Genomic DNA, 21,523 nt, shown 5'->3' on the forward strand with positions numbered 1-21,523 from the left:
ATTGCTCCGTGTAGCGTGTGCGCCATGCTGATGCGAGAGCGGGCCCGCGGGCTCGCGCTGCTCGGGCCGGCGTTCATCGCCGCCGTCGGCTACATCGACCCCGGGAACGTGGCCACGAACGTCACGGCCGGCGCGGAGTACGGCTACACGCTCGTCTGGGTGGTCCTGCTCGCCAGCATGATGGCGGTCCTCGTCCAGTACCTCTCCGCGAAGCTCGGCATGGTCACCGGGCACTCCCTGGCCGGAGAGCTGGGCCGCCGGCTTCCGCGCCGGGCGCGGGTGGCCTACTGGCTGCAGGCCGAGGCGATCGTCATGGCCACCGACATGGCGGAGGTGGTCGGCGGTGCCATCGCGCTCTCCCTGCTCTTCGACCTGCCGCTCGTCGTGGGCGCGGTCCTCACCGCCGCCGTCTCGCTGATGATCCTCAAGGTCGGGGACGCCCGCGGGCAGAGCGCACTCGAGCGGCTGATCATGTGCTTCCTGGCCCTCATCGCCACGGGCTTCCTCGCCGGCCTCGTCGTCGATCCGCCCCGGCCCGAACCGTTCGCCGCGGGGCTGGTGCCGGCGTTCGCGGGCGCCGACAGCGTCCTGCTCGCCTCCGGGATCGTCGGTGCGACGGTGATGCCGCACGTCATCTACCTGCACTCCAGCCTGACCACGGCACGCCTCGGCCCACGAGGCCGGGGGCTGCCGGTCACCGCCCTGCTGGCCGCCACCCGCATGGACGTCGTCCTCGCGCTCCTGATGGCCGGCCTGCTCAACCTCTCCCTGCTCGTGGTCGCGGCGACCAGCCTTCACGGGTTACCGGGCACCGGCACCCTGGCCGGCATCCACGGGGTCGTGGCCTCGGAGCTCGGCACCGGTGTCGCCCTGCTCTTCGCGGTCGCCCTGCTCTGCTCGGGGCTCGCGTCGACGTCCATCGGCAGCGCGGCGGGCGCCGAGGTGATGAAGAGCCTGCTGAAGACCGGCGTGCCCACCACCGTCCGGCGGGTCGTCACCGTGCTCCCCGCCCTCCTGGTGCTCGGGCTCGGCGTGGAGCCGACGTCGGTGCTCGTGATCTCCCAGGTCGTGCTGTCCCTCGGGATCCCCTTCGCCCTCGTCCCGCTCGTGGTCCTCACCGCCCGGCGCGGCGTCATGGGCGAGCACGCCAACGGTTCGCTCACCACCGCCGCCGCCGGCGCCGTCGCCGCGATCGTCATCTGCCTCAACGCGGCCTTGGCCTACCTGACATTCACCGGAGATTGACCACCATCGAACGGAGCGCACGTGAACGACGCCGACGGCGTGGACCATGACCGCCGACGACGGACGCACCATCCCGGCCGCACCGGCGATGTTTTCGCAGGCGAGAGGCTCACGATCGATGCGAATGGACCTTGATCGAGCGGTCTTCCGTGGCCGGAAGCAAGAACCGGATGGACTGTTGACGCGCGTCAACACAGCTTCTTAGTCTGATCAAGCCGACCAAAGCCTTCGGGGCCGTCCGGCCTCCGGAGGAGGGCGCTGCGAGGAGGTTGGCCAATGGGGCCGAACGGGCGTGTCGATGTGGTGGTGATCGGGTCCGGCATGAGCGGGCTCGCGTCCGCGGTGATCTCGGCGAGGGCCGGTGCCCGCGTGCTGCTGCTCGACCAGGACGTTCCCATGAGACGCAAGCTGGTCCCCTCCCCCGCCGGCCGTTCGCGCGAAGCGCTGCGGGCCGGTCTCTGGCGGGCCGCGCGGGCCGCCGGGGTCCAGGTGCAGGCGCACTGCCGCGCGCACGAACTCGTGATGGACGGCGGGAGGGTGAGCGGCGTCGGTTACGCGATGCTGCCGTCCCGGAGCGTCGCGTCCATGGGCTACCGGATGCTGCGGAGCATGAACGGCAGGGTGCCGGAGCGCCTCGGGGCCGTCCTCGACAGGGCCGCCGACACGGTCTGGCAGTCGGCGTTCGGGGTCGGCGAGGTCGGCTGTTTCAGGGTCGTCCTCGCGATGGACCCGCGCCACTGGGAGTTCGTGGGGCCCGCCGCGTGGGCGGCGGCACGCGGCCTCGACGCCGGAACACCGCCCCCGGCTGAGAACCTTCGTCCCCTGCGCGTGATCGGCGCGGCGGACGGCGACGGCCGGCGCAATCCCGAACTGGCCGTCCGCGCGTGGTGCGCGTCCCGTGACGCGGCGGCCTCCGCCTCGCTCCTGAAGGAACTGTCCGTCGACAAGACGACCGGGGCGATCGTCGTGAGCGAGGGGTGGCGCGTCCGGGGCCTCTACACGGCCGCGCACGTCGACGACACCGAGGTCATCCGCAGCTTCGTTCCCGCCGCGCTGACGGGCGACCCCGCCGACCTGCGGCGGGCCGCTTGAGCCGCTCCCGGTCTAGCGGCCGCGGAATTGTGGTGGTCGTTGTTCGTGGAAGGCGGTGATGCTCTCGTGCAGGTCTGAGGTGGTGAGGGTGACGGGCTGGGCGAGTGCCTCCCATTGCAGCGAGGCCTCCAGCCCGCCGGCCGCCTGCTCCAGACCGTTCTTGGTCAGCCGCAACGCGATCGGCGCGGCCTGCGCAATGCGCTCGGCCATGGCCAGCGCGTGCTGGAGCGCGTCGTCGGCGGTGTCGTTGACCAGCCCCCACTCCAACGCCAGCGCGGGCGCAACCTGCCGCCCGGTGTAGAGCATCTCGCGGGCCCGAGTGATCCCGACCGCCTCCGGCAACAGCCAGGTCGCCGCCATCCCCCCGTGCGTGCCCCGGAACACGAACGGGGTACTGAAGGCCCTGGTCTTGGTTCTCGACCAGCCACGACAGATCCGCGCTCGAAGAGAAGACATCCGATGACTGCCGATGGCCATTCGGCGCCGGCAGCGACGATTACCGGGAACCGCGGAATCGCGCTTACTGGCGCTTGAGTTTGTCCTTCATGCCGTCGAGCCGCATCAGGACGGGGAAGCCGTCGACGCTCAGCGCGTTGCCGTGCCCGATCTGGTGGATGTCGAAGACGGACTGGATGGCGGCGTGGAAGCCCTGGACGTCGAGGGTCTGGTTGACGGCTCGCTTGGCCTGCCGCAGCGCGAACGGGTGCATCTGCGCGATCCGCCCGGCCAGCTCCATCGCGCTCGAATCCAGGTCGTCCAGCGGGACGACCTTGTTCACCATGCCGACCTTCTCGGCCTCCTCGGCGGTGACCGGCCGGCCGGTGAACAGGATCTCCTTGGCCTTGCGCGGCCCCAGCTCCCAGGTGTGACCGTGGTACTCCACGCCCCCGATCCCCATGTACACCACTGGGTCGGAGAACTCCGCGTTCTCCGCCGCCACGATCAGGTCGCACGGCCAGCACAGCATCAGCCCGCCGGCGATGCACTTGCCCTGCACCGCGGCGATCGACGGCTTGGGCACGTTGCGCCACCGCAGCGTGTACTCCAGGTACCGCCGCGTCTCCATGTCGTAGATCGATTCGAGCGTGATCTTGTCCGGCGCGGGACCGCCGCTCTTGAGGTCGTGCCCGGCGGAGAAGTGCCGCCCGTTCGCGTTCAGGACGATGACCCGGACGTCCTTGTCGTCGGCGGCCCGCCTCCAGGCCGCGTCCAGGTCGTCCAGGAGGTCCATGGTCTGGGCGTTGGCGGCCTCGGGACGGTTCAGCGTGATGACCGCGACGCCGTCGGCGACCTTGTAGAGGATCTGGTCCATGCGTGCTCTCCTTATTTGAGCTTCGGCCGCCAGAACGTCGCCAGCAGCCCCGTCGTCGCGACCACGGCCACTCCGAGAGCGATGCCGCCGCCGGCCCAACCCGTCACGCCGATCCCGGCCGCACCGTCGATCGACAGCCCGCCCGGGCCGAGCATGGCCAGCGCGAGCGCGATCACGGCGAGCACGAGGACGTACTCGTAGCCGTCCTTGAACACGAAGAACCCGTTGGAACGATGGGCGAGGAGTCCCGCGACCAGCATCACCGAGATGACCGCCGCGCAGGCCAGCGGTGTGAGCAGTCCGGCCACGAGCAGGACTCCGGCACCGATCTCGGTGACCACGCTCATCCATGCCTGGAGGCGCCCGTGCCGCAGGCCGAGCCCGCTGAACCAGCGGCCGGTGCCCTCGATCCGGCCACCGCCGAGCCAGTGGTTGAGCCCGTGGACGATCATCGTGATGCCCAGCACCGAGCGGGCGAGCAGCAGGGCGATGTCGGCGTCCATCATCTCCACCTTTCGGACGACTCGTTCATCGGCGGTGAGCCGTCCGTCGGCTCGTGACACGTAGCGTCCGGGGGCGGTGCGCCGGCACTCGCCGTTCTCGCGCCGACGATCAACGACTATTTTGATAGTAGGGTAATCATCAAAATATAGTCAACAGTCCGTCAGCCGGACGCCGTCACGATCCGGACCTCGCAGTTCAGCGCGGCCTCCAGAGCGGTGTGGAGGCGGCTTTCGGGCACCCGGCGGCCCGCCTCCGCAGGGAGCGCGACCGTCACGATCTCCTCGTCGCCCTCGACCGTTCTCACGACCTCGCCCGCCAGGCCGAAGCGGCGCAGGACCCCGCGGGCGTCGTCGTCGGTCCCCCGGCTGACGTAGGTGATGACGCCGAGCTCGGGCTCGATACCGAACGCCGCGCGGCACGCGTCCAAGCAGGGGCCCGTCCGCAGCTCACCGCCGCCGTCCTCGACGATCAGCTCGATCTCCCGCCGCCGCTCAGGAAGGCGCCCGGCGGGACTGGCGATCACCTCGAACCCGGAGCGCTCCAGCATCCTGAGCCCGGCCCCGTAGGCGGCACCCGTCAACCGCCCCTCGGGGTCGATCATGACACGAACCACTGCTGTCGCCACGCGCCCACGGTAACCGCACAGCGGCGCGGAAACAAATGCTTGCTCCGTCACCGCGTCGCCGCCACCGGCGAAGCATCCTTCGATCAACCTAGTGACAACCGACAGACGCTTCGATAGATTTAGAACTACATCAGTAGGCCGAGATCCCGACCTCAGAAGTGAGAGGTGGACGCAATGCCCACGCGTGAACTGCCGTATCCGGTGTTCGATGCGGACAACCACCTGTACGAGCCCGAGGAGGCCCTGACCAAGTACCTGCCCAAGGAGTACCGGGGCGCCATCGAGTACGTGCAGATCCGGGGGCGGACGAAGATCGCGGTCCGGGGCCAGATCAGCGAGTACATCCCGAACCCGACGTTCGAGGTCGTGGCCCGCCCCGGCGCCCAGGAGGACTACTTCAAGCACGGCAACCCGGAGGGCAAGTCGTACCGGGAGATCATCGGCGAGCCGATGCGGTCGGTGCCCGCGTTCCGGGAGCCGGGCCCGCGGCTGGAGCTGATGAACGAGCAGGGCATCCAGCGCACCCTGATGTTCCCGACGCTGGCGAGCCTGCTCGAAGAGCGGATGCGCGACGACCCCGAGCTGACCCACGTCGTCGTCCACGCGCTGAACCAGTGGATGCACGAGGTCTGGTCGTTCAACTACAAGGACCGGATCTTCACCACCCCCGTGATCACGCTCCCGATCGTCGACAAGGCGATCGAGGAGCTGGAGTGGTGCCTGGAGCGCGGCGCGCGGGCCATCCTCATCCGCCCGGCCCCGGCGTACGGGCTGCGCGGCCCCCGGTCGTTCGCCCTGGAGGAGTTCGACCCGTTCTGGAAGCGCGTGCAGGAGAGCGGCGTCGTCGTGGGCTTCCACTCCTCCGACAGCGGCTACGAGCGGCACGCCGGCGACTGGGAGGGCAAGCAGCGCGAGTTCCAGCCGTTCAAGCCGCAGGCCTTCCGCCAGATCGGGCAGTGGCGGGCGATCGAGGACGCGGTGGCGTCGCTGATCTGCCACGGCTGCCTGTCCCGCTTCCCGGACCTCAAGATCGCCACGATCGAGAACGGGGCGGCCTGGGTCGCGCCGCTTCTGGAGAAGCTGGCGGACGTCCACAAGAAGATGCCGCAGGCCTTCCAGGAGAACCCGGTGGAGCAGATGCGCCGGCTGATCCACGTCAGTCCGTTCATCGAGGACGACATGGCCGCGCTGGCCGACCTGCTCGGCGTCGACCGGGTGCTGTTCGGTTCGGACTACCCCCACCCCGAGGGCAAGGCCGACCCGGTGACCTACGTCGACGACCTGGCGTCCTTCAGCGACGCGGACAAGGCCAAGGTCATGGGCGGCAACCTCTCCCGCCTGCTCCCCGTCTGACGGCGGCCGCGGACCCTGGGCTCGGACCTGCTGCCCGCCGGGGCGGGCAGCAGGCCGGCACCGGCCCCGGCCGCGCCGAACTCCACGTCATCTCGGCGGCGGAACCGCCTCGGACGTCGGGAACGAAACCCCCGTCAATTCCTCCGAGGCGCGCCAGACCCGTGCGGCGTTCTCCGGGTCGCGGAGCGGGCGGTAGAGGCGCTGTTCCGCGGGAGCGCCGCCGAGGTGCCCGACCCCGTCCGGCCCGTACAGCCGGCCGCCGAGGGCGCCGGGTGAGGTCGCGGCGTAGAGGGCGGGGAGCAGGGCGGTATCGACCGTTCCGAGGAGGATGCTCCGCCGGGACAGTGCGCGGATCAGGCGCACCTGGAGCGTGTCGTGATCGCGTCCGACCTCGGGACGCGCGGCGAGCAGGCTCGTCGGAGCGACTCCGGGATGGGCGAGGTTGCTCGTGATGCCCCAGCCGCCCGCCTGGCCGCGCCGCTCGAGTTCGAGACCGAAGAGCCCGAACGCGATCTTCGACTGGCCGTAGGCGCGGCGGCCGTCATAGGAGCGTTTCCAGTTCAGGTCGTCCCAGTTGACGGCGCCGGAGCGCGCCGCGACGCTGACCTGCGAGGTCACGCGCGCCCGGCCCGCGCGGAGCAGGGGCAGCAGGTGGGCGACGAGGGCGAAGTGGCCGAGGTGGTTGGTCCCGAACTGCACCTCGAATCCGTCGGCCGTGCTCTGCCGGTGCGGCGGGGTCATGACGCCGGCGTTGTTGACGAGGATGTGGATCGGACGCCCCTCGTCCCGGAGGGTCTCGCCTAGCGCGGCGACGGAGTCGAGCGAGGACAGGTCGAGTTCGCGCAGCGACACGTTCGCATCAGGGCTCCGCTCGTGGATCCTGGCGATCGCCGCCTTCCCCTTGCGCGGGTTGCGGACGGGCATGAGCAGTTCGGCTCCGGCGGCGGCGAGCCTCATGGCGAGAGCGAGCCCCACCCCGTCGCTCGCTCCGGTGACCACCGCGCGCTTGCCGGTCAGGTCGGGTACGGAGATGTCGGGTGTGCGTGGCATCAACGTGCTCCTGTAGGAGAAGGGAAAAGGCTCGTGCCTCCCCGGCAAGCGCGCCGCGCCCCGGAAACCACGGGCGCGGTCACGGCGGCGAGGGCGACGAACGCCGAAGGCACATCTGTAGGCCTCTTCCTCAAAGGCTTGCTCGTCTGTGGGAGGGCATCCACGGCCTCCTGATCCGTGGATCAAGGAGTCCCCGCAACGCCCGTATGGGGGGATCGGCGATCCGTGGCTGGACGCGCGTACCGGCGGTAGGAACGAGGAGAATCAAGGAGAGAGGGAAGGAGGCGCGCCTTGATCGACCGGGCCGGGCTGGCGGAGTTCCTGCGGCGCCGCCGCGAGTCGCTGCAACCGGAGGACGTCGGCCTTCCGCGCGGGCGACGTCGCAGGACGAGCGGGCTCCGGCGGGAGGAGGTGGCCTCGCTGTGCCACATGTCGACCGACTACTACGCGCGACTCGAGCGCGAGCGCGGGCCTCGGCCGTCCGAGCAGATGATCGCCTCGATCGCGCAGGGCCTGCACCTCTCACTCGACGAGCGCGATCACCTGTTCCGGCTGGCCGGGCACAACCCACCCGCGCGGGGCGCGGTCAGCGACCACATCGGCCCCGGCCTGCTGCGGATACTCGACCGCCTCGCCGACACTCCAGCGGAGATCGTCACCGAACTGGGCGAGACGCTGCGGCAGAGCCCGCTCGGCGTCGCCCTCACCGGTGACACGACCCGTTACTCCGGCCCGGCGCGCAGCCGCGGCTACCGCTGGTTCACCGACCCGTCCACCCGGGAGCTTTACGCGCCCGAAGACCACGCGTTCCTCTCGCGCATGTACGTCTCGGGCCTGCGCGGGATCCTCACGCTGCGCGGACCCGATTCCCGAGCGGCCTACCTCGCCGACCTCCTCCTCGGCCAGAGCGAGGAGTTCCGGACCCTGTGGAACGAGCACGAGATCGGCATCCGTCCCAGCACGGTCAAGCGCTTCGTGCACCCGGAGGTCGGCGCCCTGGAACTGAACTGCCAGACGCTGCTCGACCCTGAGCAGGCGCACCTCCTGCTGGTCTACACCGCGGTCCCGGGCAGCGAAAGCCACGACAAACTGCAGCTGCTGTCCGTGATCGGCGCGCTGGCGTCGCATTGACCGCTGACCTGTTCCGGCACACATGCCGCGATGCCCGGATGAGGGGCGTACCGTCTGGCCGTGGAGCGATCGGGGGGGAAGCGGTGATGTTGCGCATGGGCGAGAACGCCGCTCTGGAGTGCGAGCGGGTTCGGCTCGCCGTGAGCGCCGCGGGCCGGGCGATCGACGTGTCCGCGGTGCTCCTGGGCGATGACCGGCGGGTGCGGTCGGACGACGATCTGGTCTTCTTCAACCACCCCGTGCAGGACGGGGTGAGGCTGGACGGCGACGGAGTCGTCATCGACCTGGACGCGGTGCCCGGTGACGTCTCGACGATCGCGGTGGTCGCCAGTGTGGACGGGCCCGGGACGTTCGACGGCGTCGCGGTCCGCGCCGGCGTGGACGGCGGTCCCGGATTCGAGACCGCGGCGATGACGGCAGGCGAAACGGTGCTCGTCGCCGTCGAGGTCTACCGGCGCGCGCAGGCGTGGAAGATCCGGGCGGTGGGCCAGGGCTGGGCGAGCGGCCTGGCCGGGCTGGCGACCGACTTCGGAGTGGACGTGAGCGACGAGCGCGCCGATGAGCCGCCCGTCGCGGTGGATCTGCGCGAGCGCATCTCGTTGCGGAAGGAGGCCGTTCGCGTCTCGCTGGAGAAGAAGGGCATCGGCGGCGTGCGGGCCCGGGTGGCCGTCGCGCTGGACGCCTCGGGCTCGATGCGGCGGATGTACAAGGACGGCGTGGTCGCCGACATCGTGGAACGGATGGCCGCGATCGCCCTCCAGGTGGACAACGACGCGGCGCTGGACGCGTGGATCTTCGCCACCGAATTCGCGCGGCTGCCGCCGCTGCGGGTCGCCGAGATCGAGGCGTGGACGCGCGACAACGTGCGCATGCACGAGGCCGTCGCCGCCGACGGGTCCAGTGTCAGCCTGGGCGGCCGCAACAACGAGCCGCAGGTGATCGCCGACATCGTCTCCTACTACGCGGACCGTCCGGGCGAGCCGGTGTTCGTGCTGTTCTTCTCAGATGGCGGTGTGGCCAAGGACGCCCAGATCGCCCGCCTGCTGCGCGAGGCCTCGAATCTGCCGATCTTCTGGCAGTTCATCGGCCTGGGCCAGGGCCGGTACGGCGTCCTGCAGAAGCTCGACGGCCTCGACGGACGGCTGGTCGACAACGCCGGCTTCTTCGCCGTGGACGACATCGCCGACATCACCGACGCGGAGCTCTACCAGCGCATCCTCTCCGAGTTCCCGGCCTGGCTCACGGCCGCGAAAGCCCACGGAATACCCCTCGGCTCCAACTGACGAAATCGCCGTGTCCACGGCATGTGAAAGGGTAATGATCCGGCCACGGCCGGGCATGCGCATCGACCTTCGGGCCGCCTTCCCATAGCGTGATCGAAGAGCGCGTCGGCAGCGGCCGCCTTGTCGTGCGATCACTCTGAACTCCGGTCCGGTAAAGGTCATTTCGGGTGCGCCGACGTGCGCCGAGCCGGTGCCGGCCGCGTTCCTCGACATCCTGGAATGACGTGAGGACGGGCGACATGAAGAGAGCGGTCACGCCGTTGCGGCGCACCGCCCCGTTCCGGGCGGTCGCGGTCGCCGCGTGCGCGGTCGTGGCGGGATGCGGGGCGCCCGGCGCGCCCGACCCGCAGGACGACGCGGTGGCGCCGGGGGCGCCGATCCGCGTACCCAGCGTCGGCGCGGCGGGTGACCGCAAGCTCGACGAGGTCCAGCCGGCCATCAAGAAGAAGGTCAAGGAGCAGTGCGGCGGCAAGGTCTGCGTGAACCTCGTCGTCAAGCACGTGGACTCGGCGGACCAGCTGGAGAGGGCGGGGTTCGGCCAGGGGAACGGCGGCTACTGCGGGTTCCGCGAGACCGTTCCCAGACCCGGGCAGACGGTCCAGCAGGGCAAGACCATCTACATCATCGCGGGGACGGGGGAGCCGCGCCCCTGCGGGGTCGAGGAGACCGTGCTCGCCGAGACCGGGACCGCCACCGAGACCGGTGGCGGCAGCGGTTCGCCTTCGGAGGTGGATCCCAGCGTCTCGGGCGACTCGCCCTCGCCGGAGCAGGACAGCCAGCCCACCGAGGGGCCGTCCCCGGGGAACCAGGACGGGGATCCCGGGCAGCGGCCCGAGCCGGAGCGCGATGCCGAGCCGGAACCCGAACCGTCATGACCGGCCGCGGAATCATGAGGCCTGCTCCAGGACGTATTCGGCGACCTGGGCGTGGGTGGCGTACCAGACGCCCTGCTGCGCGTCGATGTGCTCCAGCAGCTCGCGCAGCACGGCCATGCGGGAGCGGTGGCCGATGACGTGCGGGTGCATGGTGAGCTGGAACAGCCCGCCCTCTTCGAGCGCGGCGTCGAACTCGTCGCGCCAGATCCCCGCCACGTCCCGCGGTGGCGGGCACGGCCGGAGCGTGCCACCGAACTCCTGCAGCAGGTACGGCACGTCGTCTCTGATCCACTCGACCGGGATCTCCACGACGCCGGTCGGCTCGCCGTCGGCCAGCAGTTCGTACGGCTCGTCGTCGGCCATGAGGGAGGAGTCGTAGAGCAGGCCCAGCTCGCGCGTGATGGCCAGGGTGTGGTCGGAGAAGTCCCACGCGGGCGTGCGGATGCCGACCGGGCGGGTGCCCGAGAGCTTCTCCAGGGTGCCGGCGGCGCGCAGGGCCAGCTCGCGCTCGTCGGCCGGGTCCAGCAGCGCGTTGCTCTCGTGGATCCAGCCGTGCATGCCGACCTCGTGGCCGGCGGCGGCGTAGTCGCGTACCTCCTCCGGGTGCAGTAACGCCGAGACCGCCGGCATGAAGAACGAGGCCGGGATACCGAAGCGGTCCAGCAGGCGAAGCACCCGGGGGGCGCCGACGCGGGAGCCGTACTCGCCCTGGGCGAGTTTGCCCGGCCGGGTCTCGCCGGTGCACAGGGGGATCGTCTCGTGGTCGGAGTCGAAGGAGAGCGCGACCGCGACGCGGGCGCCGCCGGGCCAGGACGCGGGGCGCAGGGAGCGGCCGGCGCGGACCCGCGCCACGTGGCCGCGCCAGATCCGCTCGTCCCACTGCCAGGGCTGCTGTTCGGTCATGTGAGGCTCCGTTCCGCGGGAGGATGCTCACGCGTCGTCATGGCCCGGGTCGGGCAGCGCCTGCGCGAGCTGGTGGCGAGAGGTGATGGCCAGCTTGGTGAACACCTTTCTCAGGTGGTACTCGACGGTGCGCGGGCTGAGGAAGAGCTGGCCGCCGATCTCCGGGTTCGACAGGCCCTTGCGCGCCAGCCGGGCGATCTGGCCTTCCTGGGGAGTGAGGCCGTCGGGGGTGCCGGCGGCGCGTTTGCGGGCGGTCTCGCCGGTGGCCAGGAGTTCGCGGCGGGCGCGTTCGGCGAAGGAGTGGGCGCCGAAACCCTGGAGCATCTCGTGCGCGGTGCGCAGGTGCTCGCGCGCGTCGAGGCGCCGGTTCTCGCGGCGCAGCCACTCGCCGTACACCAGGTGGGTACGGGCGAGGTACACGACGACCCGGCAGCGCTCAAGACGTTCGATCGCCTCGCGGTACAGCAGATCGGCGGCCTCGCCGCCGGACAGCAGCGCCTTCGAGCGGGCGAGCACGCCGAGGGCCCAGTCGGTGCCGCTGGCGATGGCGCGTTCCTCGAGCCGCCGCAGCGCGGTCGTTGCCCTTCCGGGAGCGTTACCGTAGGCGGCCGCCTCGACCAGTTCGAGGAGGGTGAATCCGGTGAGCCCCAGGTCGTCGTGCTCGCATGCCCGTTCCGCGTGGGACAGGGCGTCCTGGTACCGGCCGAGGCCGTTGTACGCCAGAGCGCTCACGAAGTGGCCCCCGCCGATCGCCCGCCCCTCGCCGCGGGACCTCGCCCCTTCGATGTCGGCGGCGAACTTCGCCGGTGCCTCGTCCCCGCCGCGCCAGCCCAGGAGCAGGTTGGAGGCGAAGCCGAAGTAGGCGTGGCCGGTCACCGTCAGCAGCGCGCTGCACTCCTCGATCAACGTGGCCGCCGCGTCGAACCGGCCGGCGTAAACGTGGACGGCGGCACGGTAGGTGAGGGCATGCGGGAGGAAGTGGAGCGCCCCGCTCTCGCGCGCCGCCTGGACCGCGTTCGTGGCCAGTTCGTGCAAGGTCTCGTCGTCCCACATGTCCGCGGCGACCGGGAAGGTCAGCCAGAGCCAGCGCATGGTGTCGTCCGGATCGCGCTGGGCTTGCCGGCGGAACGTCCGCAGAACGCCCTTTAACCGCGGCGCCGCCTCGGCGTAGCCCTCGGCGAAGCGTGTCACCAGCCCGTCGAGCAGTGCGTCGACCGGCCGTTCCGGCGCAGGTCCCGGGGGCGCGGCGCGGGCGGCCTCGGCCACCGTGCGCAGGAGGCCGGGTTCGCCCAGCCTGCCGGCGAAGACCGCCGATCCGATGGCGTCGACGTAGGCCTCGCGCGCCAGTCCCGCGTCGACGCGGGCCAGCCGCCCGGCCGCCTCCAGCAGCGGCCGCAGGGCCTCACCACCGCGGTTGCGCGCGAAGATGATCTGGGCGCGCAGCCGGACCACCCGTCCGCTCTGGAGCTCGGTCAGCGGGGACATCTCCGCGGACACGAGCAGCTCCAGCGCCGTGTCCGGGGCGCCGGCCTCGAACGCGGCCTGCGCCGCGGCCAGCGCCCTCGTTCCGCGCCTGGCCGGATCGGGCGTCAGCGCGGTCGCCCGCCGCAGGAACGCCGCCGCCGCCGCGACACCGCCGCGCGCCTGGGCCCGGCCGGCCAGCCGTTCCAGCTCGCCGGCCACGGACTCGTCGGACTCCAGTGCCGCGTGCGCGCGATGCCAGGCCCGGCGATCGGGGTCCGACACGGGATCGGTCGCCTCGGCCAGCGCCGCGTGCGCCGCCCGCCGCTCCGACCAGGACGCGGCCGAGTACACCGCCGACCGCACCAGCGGATGCCGGAACCGCGCCCACGTCCCGATCTCCAGCAATCCGTCGGCCTGCGCGGGCTCCGCCGCGGAAGCGGGGACCCCGAGCCGCCCGGCCGCGCGCCAGATCAGCACGGGGTCGCCGGTCGGCTCGGCCGCCGCGACCAGCATCAGCGACCGGGTCCCGGCCGGCAGCGCCGCCAGCCGCTGACGGAATCCCTCCTCGACCCGTGCCGGGACGCCCTGGGCCTCCACCAGCCCGAACCCGCCCGCCAGCTGCGTCGGGCTCAGCCCGCGCGGCAGTTCCAGGAGCGCCAGCGGGTTGCCGTTCGTCTCGGCCAGGATCCGGTCCCTGATCCGGTCGTCCAGCGGGAAGCGGACCACGGAGCGCAGCAGCGCCTGCGCGTCCTGCTCGGGCAGGCCGCGCACGTTCAGGTCCACCAGCCCGTGGAACGGCCTGCCGGACTCGCGTGCCGCGAAGAGCAGCCCCACCGGCTCGGCCAGCAGCCGCCGGGCGACGAACGCCAGCACCTGGGCCGACGCCTGGTCCAGCCACTGCGCGTCATCGATCACGCAGAGCAGGGCGCGTTCCTCCGCCGCCTCCGCCAGCAGGGTCAGCACCGCCAGCCCGACCATGAACCGGTCGGGCGCCGTCCCTTCGTGCAGCCCGAACGCGACCGCGAGCGCGTCGCGCTGCGGGCCGGGCAGCTTCTCGATCCGGTCCAGCAGCGGCGCGATCAGGAGATGCAGGCTGGCGTACGCCAACTCCATCTCCGATTCCGCCCCCACGGCACGGACCACCCTCATATCGGCCGCCTGCCCCACCGTGTGCTGCAGCAGGGCCGACTTCCCCACGCCCGCCTCTCCGCGCAGCACCAGGGCCCGCCCGCGCCCGGAGCGCACATCCCCCAGCAGGCCGTCCAGCTCGGCACGCTCGCGCTGCCGATCCAGCAGCGGCGTGCGCCCAGGCAGCGTCTCCATGGCCTCTTGTGCTCCCCGTCCAGTGCCCATGCGTCGGCGCGACCAAGTCAGCGGCCGGTGGGAGCCTCGTCAGGATCCCATTCCCGTCAGGTCTCGATCAAGACCCGGCCGGTGCCGCGCTCCCCCACGGCGGTGTGCCGGGGGCGGGACGGGACGGCGGCATGTGCGCGTGGACGGCCGTGTCAACGGCCGGATTCGGTCGGCGCTCATCCCGCGAGCGCTCTGGTACGCGCCGCCGTGGCGCCATCAGGATGCTCAGGTGTGGCGCAATCGGGGTGCGAGGCGGTGGCATCCTTCGCCGGTCACCGCGGTCCTGTTCACGGGTGCGTTCGCGTTGGTGGGCAATCTGGCGACCGGCACGGTCGATGTCGGCGGGCGCTGGGGTCCGTGGGTCGTGTGGGGTGTCGCCGCCGGGTTGATGGCGGCGGTCGCGGCCGTCGAGTGGGCGCGCCAGCGGCCCGTTCCCGGCGAGGGCGAAGGCGGTCTTGACGCGGCGGTCCGTACGCTGTCGGAGGCCGTGCGCCTGCAGTGGACGGAGGAGGCGGCCCGCCAGATGGTCCTGCAGCCGCTGCCGCTGCGGGTGCGGTGGTCGTCCACGGTACGGGCGGTGGCCGCGAGCAGGACCGTGGTCCTGGACGACCAGGAGGGCGCGGACTGGGACCGGCTGCCGTTGCGCGGCGATGTGCGCGAGATCGTGTCGGCCTTCCAGGCGCTGCCGAACCGGCAGCTGGTGATCCTGGGCGAGGCCGGGGCGGGCAAGAGCGTGCTGGCCATGCTGCTCACCCTCGGGCTGCTGGACGGTTCGCGGCCCGCGGAGCCGGTGCCGGTCCTGCTGCCGATCGCCTCCTGGGATCCGATCGCGGAGGACTTCAAGGCGTACCTGATCCGCCGGCTGCGGGAGGAGTACCGGTTCCTCGACCGGCCGGGGCCCGGGCGGGACGGCCTGTCGCTCGCGGAAGCGCTGCTGGCCGGCGGCCGGATCCTCGCGGTCCTGGACGGGCTGGACGAGATCGCCCCGCAGGGCCGGGTGCCTGCGCTCCAGTCGCTCGACCGGTTCGCCGCGGGCCGGCCCGTCGTGGTGACCTGCCGCAGCCGCGAGTACGAGAGCGTCGTCGCGCGGAGCGGAGTGGTGCTGTCGCGGGCGGCGGTCGTCGAGATCGAGCCCGTCGACACCCACGCCGTGATCGACTTCCTGGCGCACCCGGCTCCGTCCAGGGGGCGCTGGGAGCCGGTGTTCGAGCACCTCCTCGCGCACCCCGGCGGGCCGCTCGCCGAGGCCTTGTCGACGCCGCTGATGGTGTCGCTCGCCCGCGCGAACTACCGCGAGCCCGCCACCGATCCCGCCGAACTGCTGGGGCCGTCCGACCGCGACGGCGTCGCCCGCATGCTGCTGGACGGGTTCGTCCCCACCGTGTACGACTCCGCACAGCGCGGCGGGAGCGCGACGGCGCGCCCGTACACTCCCGGCCAGGTGGTGCGGTGGCTGGAGTGCGTGGCCTTCCACCTCGACCGGACGGGGAACCGGGACCTGTGGTGGTGGCAGCTCGGCCGGCACAGCCACGCGCTGCCGCTCCCGGAGGTCACCAAGGTCTTCACCGCGATGGTCACGTGCTGGGCCGCCGCGGTCCTGGCCGGTCTCGCGGCGAGCGTCTTCATCGGCCCGGCGCGAGGGGCCGGCGTGGCCCTGGTCGTCGTGACCGCGCTCGGCGCCGGCGCGCTGGGGGTCCTGCGTCCCCTATGGCCGGGCGGTCACCCGGCTTACGTGCCGACCCGGTACCGGTCGCCACGCTGGCGTCGCTTTCAACGCGTCAGGCTCGCCGTGCTCGCCGGAACGCTGTCGGGGACGCTGGCGGGCGCGGTGCTGCACGCCCCGCTGCCCGGCCTGGCCGCCGGGCTCTGCACCGGTCTGGCGATGGCCGTACCGGCGCTGAACGAGGGGCTGGCGAACCGCCTGTCGTTCATCCCGCGGTCGCGCCGTTCCACCCCGCGCGGAACGATCTACGCGACCCTGGACAACGCGCTGGTCGCGGGGGTGGGCACCGGTGTCCTCGGTGCCGCGGCCTTCGCCGTCATGGCCACGCTCGTCAAGGGCGTGGACGCGATGGCGGCCGCTGCGACCGCGTTCGCGGTCTACGGCCTGATGGCCGCGTTCAGCGCCGGCCTGTGGGCATGGACCTTCTTTCGCGTCACCCATTTCCGCCTAGCTCTGCGGGGTTGGCTCCCGTGGCGTCTGTGGCCTTTCCTGTCGGACGCGCTGGACCGGGGAATCCTGCGGCAGGCCGGTACGGCGTGGCAGTTCCGCCACGCCCTCCTGCAGGACCACCTGGCGCGCTCGGTCGTACCCCGGCAGCTGCGGGCCCGCGCCGAGGCGGGATCCGCGTACGCCCGCTACCAGCTCGTCGACGTCCTGCTGCGGGAGGACCGGCCGGAGGAGTTGTTCGCGCTGCTGCGTTCCCGCGTCGACGACCCCGAAGAGGAGGATCTCTGGGCGCGGCACCATCTCGTCGAGCTGCTGCCCCTGTACGGGCGGGTGGACGAGGCCGTCGAACTCCTCGAAGCCCGCGTGCGCGCGGACCCGTTCGCCACGAAACAGCTGGTGGACCTCCTGGTCGAACACCGGCGAGTGGAGGATCTCACCCGGCGGGCCGAGTCCGGCGATCCCTATGCCGCCGAACGGTTGGTCGACCTGCTGGTCGACCAAGGCCAGGAGGCGGTGCTGAGAGATCGTGCCAGGGCCGGTGACGGACATGCCGGTGCCCGCCTGGCGGACCTCCTGACCGGCCAGGGCCGCCGGCCGGAGGCGGCCGTCCTTCTGCGCGAGCATGTGCCCGCCTGGTGGGCCGAGCGCCGCCTCGCGGACATGCTGGCCGCCGACGGGAAACCTGACGAGGCCATCGCCATGCTGCGCGCCTCCGCGAATCCCAAGGCCCGGCAGCACCTGGTGGACGTCCTGGGCGCCTGCGGGCGGGTGGACGAGGCCATCGCCACCGCGCTGTCGGTGGCCGAGGCCGGCGAGCTCGCCTGGGCCAGACGCCGGCTGATCGATCTGCTCGTCCAGGACGGCCGCACCGACGAGGCCATCACCATGCTCCGGAACCGCGCCGCAGCCGGAGACCACCGGTGGGCCGCCGGCCGCCTCGTCGACCTGCTGGCACTCCAAGGCCGTATCGAGGAACTGCGGCCCCTGGCGGCCAAGGACCGGCGCGCCGCGCAGCACCTGGTGGACCTCCTCGTCCAGCGCGAACGTGTGGACGAGGCCATCGCCTTCTGCGGCGCCCGCGCCGACGGAGGCCCTCCCGAGGTGGCCGTATGGGCCCGGAAGCGCCTCACCGAACTCCTGGCGCGGCAGGGCAGAGCAGCCGAGCTGCGCGCCCGCGCGGACGCCGGCGACGCCCATGCCACCGCCTGGCTGGTCGGCCACCTGGTGGAGCTGGGACGCACCGACCAGGCCGTCACCATCCTCCGCGCCCGCGCCGACGCCGGCGATCCGTGGGCCGCCTACGAGATCTCCCAGCTCCTCGACCGGTGACTCCGTTCCGCGGATACCGGTCCGGCATGGGAAACGAGGGCATGGCGGTCGAGCGGATGCGCCCGGCCGGGTGGCCCGGCCGGGCGCTCTCACCGTTCGTTCACAGCTTCTTGGGCCGGTACGCCTTGTACTCGCTGCCGGAGTCGAGGCCGTAGTCGCGCGTCCGGTGGTCGGTGCCGTACCTGCCGCGCTGCTCGAAGGCCCAGTAGGAGGTGTGCTCGTCGTCGGCCCACTTCTCGAAGATGACGACGTGCCGGGTCGTGTTGGTGCCCTCGGCGTCCATGACGAGGTCACCCTTCTTGAGTTCGGACATCTTGATGCGCTTGGTGTACCGCGACGACGTCAGGCCCACGGTGTTCGGGCCCGGCTTGGGCAGATCGAGCGCCATCGCCACGTAGCCGGAGCAGTCGGTCCGGTAGCCGTCGTGGTAGTCGCTCTGGCTGTAGGGGACCCTCCGGTCGGTGTGCGGACGCCAGGTCTTGGCGCGGGCGATCACCTCGGAGCGCTCGTCCTGCTCGTCGCGCGCGTCGCCCGACGGCTTTCGGGCATCCGGCCGCTTCTCCGCCGGGATCGTCGCGACGGCGGCGGCCTTCTCCGCGCCGTCCGGACCGGACGACCCGGCCGACGCGTGTACGGTCGTCGCCGCCACGCCGACCACGGCGAGGCCGACCAGTGCGCCGGTGGCGCCGCGGGACAGGCCCAGAGGGCCGCGCTTCTTGCTGTGCTTGCCTTGCAAGGGGGACTCCTTGGCTTCCAATACGCCTACCGGGTTAGCTGACGGGTTCGGACGTGGAAGTCGCCCTACGGCTCTGAGGGCAGGCCGATTCACCCCTGCGCGGACCGGCTGAGGTCCGGCGCACGGTGGATCCCCGGCTCCGCCATGAAGGCGGACTCGGCGTTGCCGCTGCGATCCTTGGGCGCTGGGCCCGTTCACGGGACCCGGTGTCCCGTGCGCGAAAGAGCGGCGCTGATTGGTTTGTGCGGCCATGCGAGGGCCGCGTGCTCTGAGAGCGGCTGCCGGCGCGCTCGGCCCGCACGCCGTGGCGTGCGCATGGGAAGGGCCTGGTGCTCGGGTCTCGAAGAGACCGGACGCGGCAGGAGGACGCGTGGATCGCGCCCGTTCCCTCACCCGACGGTGTCAGATGAGGTCATCGTGCTCATAGGGGACAAAGCACCTGGAGGGCACTTTGGTGGACGACAAGCTAACGCAACCACCAAGAGAAGGCAAACACCCACAAACTCACGCTTCGAGCAGCTCACAGCGCCAGAGCCGGCCAGATCATGCGGTGCTGCGCGGCCGCCGGTGACGGTCGGCCGCCTCACGTCCCCGCGTTGTCTACCGCTTCGGTGTGACGACGGGGGCGTTGAACGGAAGGACCAGCAAGGGGCCCGTCACCACCACTTGGTCGGTGTTGGGCACGCCCCAGCCGAGGTCGGCCTTCTGGTGGCAGGTGCCGCGGTCCTCGATCCAGTACCTGGCGTCCGCGCCGCCCGGCCCGGAACGGAAACGGCCGAGCAGCGAGATGCGGTCCCGGATCTTGCCCTTCTGATCCACCACGAAGCCGTGAATGGGGTACGTGCCGCGGAAACCGCCGCCCGCCGTCCGCGCCTCGTAGGCGAGGTCCGAGATCATCACGCGGAGGGTCTCGCCCGCCTCGTCGGTCACGGTGGCGTCGAATTCACCCATGAACGGCGTCACGAAACCGGGGAACGACGTGTGGAACCGCTCCGGATAGATCGGGGGCCGCCGTTCCAGCGAGGAGAAGCGGTAAGCACGCCGGAAGGTGCCCGCGTTGATCGTGTACGTGCCGTTCTCGCAGACGAACGGACGGTACGTGCGCCCCGCCAGATCGGTGGACAGCCGTACGATCTCGTTGCCCGTGGCGGGATCCCCGAATTCCTCCTCCACCATGGACGAGGAGATTCCGTGCCTGGTCACCTTGAGCTTGAACCCTGGGCCGACCGCGGCGATGCGGCTCTCGCTCTCCTTGACGTGGACGTCCTGGATCTCCTTGGCGGAGGCGTTCGGCGCCATCGCAAAGGCGGCGGCCAACGTCATCCCGACCACGGCGAATCGGACCACGGTCCCTCCCTGCGTCCTGTACATCGTCGTACCAACAGCCATGATCACAGGATCGTCCCCCTCCGCCTAGGCCCACGGCGCATCGGGCCCGGGGACAGGCGGCCGGTCTCGGCCAGCGGGGCGTACGCGAGATGAGGGCCTCATCCCCATGTGTATCCCCGTGTGTTCAGCTCCCGTCCGGCTCGACGTAGGGCAGGGTGATTCCGCCGACGTCGTGGAACGCCGTCCGCACGCGGAGCCCCACGCGCACGTCGTCGACCGTGGCGCCGACGAGGTTGGTGAGCAGCTGGAACCCCTCGTCGAAGGTGACGATCACGACGGCGTAGGGGGCGCTGAACTCCGGCGCCTGCGGGCGCCAGACCACCGTGTGGCTGTAGACCTCGCCGCGGCCGCCGCTCACCTGCCACTCCAGCGCACCGGAACCGCAGTGGCGGCAGTCCCAGGCCGGGTCGAACACGGCGCGGCCGCATCCGCCGCAGCGCTGGTAGCGCAACTCGCCCGCGGCGCAGCCGTCCCAGAAGGGCCGCGACACCGGCGTCGGCTGCGGCAGCGGGATCCCCGGCCGCTGAGGTTCCAGGACGGTCACGGGCGCTCACTCCCCAGCAGGACGACGTCGGTGAACAGCGCGCCGGCTCCCCCGGCCGAGCACAGCGCGACCTTCGCGTCCGGTACCTGGCCGCTCCGGCAGCGCTTCTGCAACTGGTGCACGCCCCTGGCGACGCGCTGGGACAGCTGGACGACCCCGCCCCCGTGGCTGTAGGACATGAGCCCCCCGTCCGTGGTGATGGGGAACTCGCCGCCCGGTGCGATGCGGCCGTCCATGACGAAGTCGCCGCCCTCGCCCTCCCCGCAGAACCCGAAGGCCTCGAACTGGCGGATGATCTCGAACGAGAACGGGTCGTACAGCTCGCACACGTCCACGTCGGACGGCCCCAGCCCCGCCGTGGCGAACGCGTCGCGGGCCGCGCGCCGCCCGACGTAGCCGTTGGGCACGTCGCCGGTGCCGCCGCGGAGATCCCACGCGGGCGCGTGCCGGTAGGCCGGTCCGAGCGCGTCCAGGCCGCCGCCGAGGATGTACACGGGGGTGCCCGGGAGGTCGGCCGCGCGCTCGGCGGTCGTCACGATCAGGGCGCATCCGCCCTCGGAGGTCGTCGCGCAGTCGAGCAGGCGGAACGGGTCGGCGATCATCCGCGAGGCCAGCACGTCGCCGGCGGTGAAGGGGCCGCGTCCGGAGTAGACCGCGTCGGGGTTGGCGTGGCCGTTGTTGCGGATGGTCGCGGCGACCTCCGCCATCTGTTCCGGCGTGGTGCCGTAGAGGTGCATGTGCCGCCGGGCGATGAGGGCGAACTCGGCGGCGGTGTAGAGGCCGAACGGCACGACGAACTCGTTGGCCGGGCGCGTCCACGGCGCGGTCGCGGCCCGTTCCGTGTAGAGGCCCGCTCCCCCGTCGGCGAGCAGGACCGTACGCGCCAGCCCGGTCGCGACCAGGCTCGCCGCCTGCAGCAGCCCCGCGATCCCACTCGCGGCGTTGGAGTTCCAGGCCGGGCCGATGCCGAGCGCGTAGATCAGCTCGGGCGCGTGCTTGCTGAACACGGCGTCCACCTCGGACGCCGGGACGGCCGCTTCTGCGAGCACGCCGCGCGCCGCCTCCAGCGTGATGGAGAAGGCCGTGTGTCCCTCCAGGACCCGTGCCTGGCGGGTGTTGTACGCGGCCACGATCGCCACGTCGCGGAAGGGGTGTTCGCTCAAGA

18 protein-coding genes and 1 riboswitch are annotated in these 21,523 nt (G+C 71.7%); of the genes, 7 read left to right on the plus strand and 11 right to left on the minus strand.

Annotation, left to right across the window (positions count from 1 at the left end; all coding sequences use genetic code 11):
• The first annotated feature begins 24 nt into the window (after positions 1–24).
• Entirely contained in the window at positions 25–1,245 is a 1,221-nt protein-coding gene (locus tag AB0881_RS18355) for an Nramp family divalent metal transporter (RefSeq protein ID WP_366618114.1), read from the plus strand.
• Positions 1,246–1,521: 276 nt separating this feature from the next.
• Positions 1,522–2,337: an FAD-binding protein gene (locus AB0881_RS18360; RefSeq protein ID WP_366618115.1), complete on the plus strand. Its 816-nt coding sequence runs from the start codon at positions 1,522–1,524 to the stop codon at positions 2,335–2,337.
• 12 nt (positions 2,338–2,349) lie between these two features.
• On the opposite strand, the gene AB0881_RS18365 is transcribed toward AB0881_RS18360, so the two are convergent.
• The 4 genes from AB0881_RS18365 to AB0881_RS18380 form a co-directional block, all read right to left on the minus strand.
• A complete protein-coding gene (locus AB0881_RS18365; RefSeq protein WP_366618116.1) occupies positions 2,350–2,697 on the minus strand; it encodes an enoyl-CoA hydratase-related protein in 348 nt (115 codons plus the stop codon).
• Positions 2,698–2,857: 160 nt separating this feature from the next.
• Positions 2,858–3,649: an enoyl-CoA hydratase gene (locus tag AB0881_RS18370; RefSeq protein ID WP_366618117.1), complete on the minus strand. Its 792-nt coding sequence runs from the start codon at positions 3,647–3,649 to the stop codon at positions 2,858–2,860.
• 11 nt (positions 3,650–3,660) lie between these two features.
• Complete coding sequence (locus AB0881_RS18375; protein WP_366618118.1) at positions 3,661–4,152, minus strand: DoxX family protein; 492 nt, start codon at positions 4,150–4,152, stop codon at positions 3,661–3,663.
• A 161-nt stretch (positions 4,153–4,313) separates the two neighbouring features.
• A complete protein-coding gene (locus AB0881_RS18380; protein ID WP_366618119.1) occupies positions 4,314–4,778 on the minus strand; it encodes a hypothetical protein in 465 nt (154 codons plus the stop codon).
• 174 nt (positions 4,779–4,952) lie between these two features.
• On the opposite strand from AB0881_RS18380, the gene AB0881_RS18385 reads away from it, so the two are divergent.
• Entirely contained in the window at positions 4,953–6,131 is a 1,179-nt protein-coding gene (locus tag AB0881_RS18385) for an amidohydrolase family protein (protein ID WP_366618120.1), read from the plus strand.
• A gap of 87 nt (positions 6,132–6,218) precedes the next feature.
• Here the strand turns inward: AB0881_RS18385 and AB0881_RS18390 are convergent, their stop codons facing one another.
• Positions 6,219–7,181, minus strand: coding sequence for an SDR family oxidoreductase (locus AB0881_RS18390; protein ID WP_366618121.1), 963 nt, complete (start codon positions 7,179–7,181; stop codon positions 6,219–6,221).
• A 291-nt stretch (positions 7,182–7,472) separates the two neighbouring features.
• Here AB0881_RS18390 and AB0881_RS18395 point away from each other — a divergent pair, with 291 nt between their 5' ends.
• The 3 genes from AB0881_RS18395 (at position 7,473) to AB0881_RS18405 (ending at position 10,470) form a co-directional block, all read left to right on the plus strand.
• Positions 7,473–8,312, plus strand: coding sequence for a helix-turn-helix transcriptional regulator (locus AB0881_RS18395; protein WP_366618122.1), 840 nt, complete (start codon positions 7,473–7,475; stop codon positions 8,310–8,312).
• A gap of 95 nt (positions 8,313–8,407) precedes the next feature.
• On the plus strand, positions 8,408–9,595 hold the full coding sequence (locus AB0881_RS18400) for a VWA domain-containing protein (protein ID WP_366618123.1): 1,188 nt from the start codon (positions 8,408–8,410) through the stop codon (positions 9,593–9,595).
• A gap of 239 nt (positions 9,596–9,834) precedes the next feature.
• On the plus strand, positions 9,835–10,470 hold the full coding sequence (locus AB0881_RS18405; protein WP_366618124.1) for a hypothetical protein: 636 nt from the start codon (positions 9,835–9,837) through the stop codon (positions 10,468–10,470).
• Between the two features lie 12 nt (positions 10,471–10,482).
• Here the strand turns inward: AB0881_RS18405 and AB0881_RS18410 are convergent, their stop codons facing one another.
• Entirely contained in the window at positions 10,483–11,373 is an 891-nt protein-coding gene (locus tag AB0881_RS18410) for a polysaccharide deacetylase (protein ID WP_366618125.1), read from the minus strand.
• A gap of 27 nt (positions 11,374–11,400) precedes the next feature.
• Positions 11,401–14,160 carry an AAA family ATPase gene (locus tag AB0881_RS18415; RefSeq protein ID WP_366618126.1) on the minus strand — a complete coding sequence of 920 codons (2,760 nt, stop codon included), beginning with the start codon at positions 14,158–14,160 and terminating at the stop codon, positions 11,401–11,403.
• A gap of 337 nt (positions 14,161–14,497) precedes the next feature.
• Here AB0881_RS18415 and AB0881_RS18420 point away from each other — a divergent pair, with 337 nt between their 5' ends.
• Positions 14,498–17,689, plus strand: coding sequence for a hypothetical protein (locus AB0881_RS18420; RefSeq protein ID WP_366618127.1), 3,192 nt, complete (start codon positions 14,498–14,500; stop codon positions 17,687–17,689).
• A 100-nt stretch (positions 17,690–17,789) separates the two neighbouring features.
• Here AB0881_RS18420 and AB0881_RS18425 read toward each other — a convergent pair whose 3' ends face one another.
• The 4 genes from AB0881_RS18425 to AB0881_RS18440 form a co-directional block, all read right to left on the minus strand.
• Complete coding sequence (locus AB0881_RS18425; RefSeq protein WP_366618128.1) at positions 17,790–18,425, minus strand: hypothetical protein; 636 nt, start codon at positions 18,423–18,425, stop codon at positions 17,790–17,792.
• Positions 18,426–18,433: 8 nt separating this feature from the next.
• Positions 18,434–18,597: riboswitch (cyclic di-AMP (ydaO/yuaA leader) on the minus strand.
• A 428-nt stretch (positions 18,598–19,025) separates the two neighbouring features.
• Positions 19,026–19,772, minus strand: a complete 747-nt coding sequence (locus AB0881_RS18430; protein ID WP_366618129.1) for a hypothetical protein — start codon at positions 19,770–19,772, stop codon at positions 19,026–19,028.
• Positions 19,773–19,938: 166 nt separating this feature from the next.
• Positions 19,939–20,358: an OB-fold domain-containing protein gene (locus AB0881_RS18435; protein ID WP_366618130.1), complete on the minus strand. Its 420-nt coding sequence runs from the start codon at positions 20,356–20,358 to the stop codon at positions 19,939–19,941.
• Positions 20,355–21,521, minus strand: coding sequence for a thiolase family protein (locus AB0881_RS18440; RefSeq protein ID WP_366618131.1), 1,167 nt, complete (start codon positions 21,519–21,521; stop codon positions 20,355–20,357). Before AB0881_RS18440 ends, AB0881_RS18435 begins: the two co-directional genes overlap by 4 nt.
• Between the last annotated feature and the right edge of the window lie 2 nt (positions 21,522–21,523).

Origin of the sequence: Spirillospora sp. NPDC029432, from assembly GCF_040703975.1 — a bacterium.
In the GTDB taxonomy this organism is placed as follows: Bacteria; Actinomycetota; Actinomycetes; order Streptosporangiales; family Streptosporangiaceae; genus Spirillospora.

Coding starts and splice junctions, on each gene's coding strand:
- AB0881_RS18355 (WP_366618114.1), top strand. CDS start 25: ATGCTGATGCGAGAGCGGGCCCGCGGGCTCGCGCTGCTCGGGCCGGCG.
- AB0881_RS18360 (WP_366618115.1), top strand. CDS start 1,522: ATGGGGCCGAACGGGCGTGTCGATGTGGTGGTGATCGGGTCCGGCATG.
- AB0881_RS18365 (WP_366618116.1), bottom strand. CDS start 2,697: ATGGCGGCGACCTGGCTGTTGCCGGAGGCGGTCGGGATCACTCGGGCC.
- AB0881_RS18370 (WP_366618117.1), bottom strand. CDS start 3,649: ATGGACCAGATCCTCTACAAGGTCGCCGACGGCGTCGCGGTCATCACG.
- AB0881_RS18375 (WP_366618118.1), bottom strand. CDS start 4,152: ATGGACGCCGACATCGCCCTGCTGCTCGCCCGCTCGGTGCTGGGCATC.
- AB0881_RS18385 (WP_366618120.1), top strand. CDS start 4,953: ATGCCCACGCGTGAACTGCCGTATCCGGTGTTCGATGCGGACAACCAC.
- AB0881_RS18390 (WP_366618121.1), bottom strand. CDS start 7,181: ATGCCACGCACACCCGACATCTCCGTACCCGACCTGACCGGCAAGCGC.
- AB0881_RS18400 (WP_366618123.1), top strand. CDS start 8,408: ATGGGCGAGAACGCCGCTCTGGAGTGCGAGCGGGTTCGGCTCGCCGTG.
- AB0881_RS18405 (WP_366618124.1), top strand. CDS start 9,835: ATGAAGAGAGCGGTCACGCCGTTGCGGCGCACCGCCCCGTTCCGGGCG.
- AB0881_RS18410 (WP_366618125.1), bottom strand. CDS start 11,373: ATGACCGAACAGCAGCCCTGGCAGTGGGACGAGCGGATCTGGCGCGGC.
- AB0881_RS18415 (WP_366618126.1), bottom strand. CDS start 14,160: ATGGAGACGCTGCCTGGGCGCACGCCGCTGCTGGATCGGCAGCGCGAG.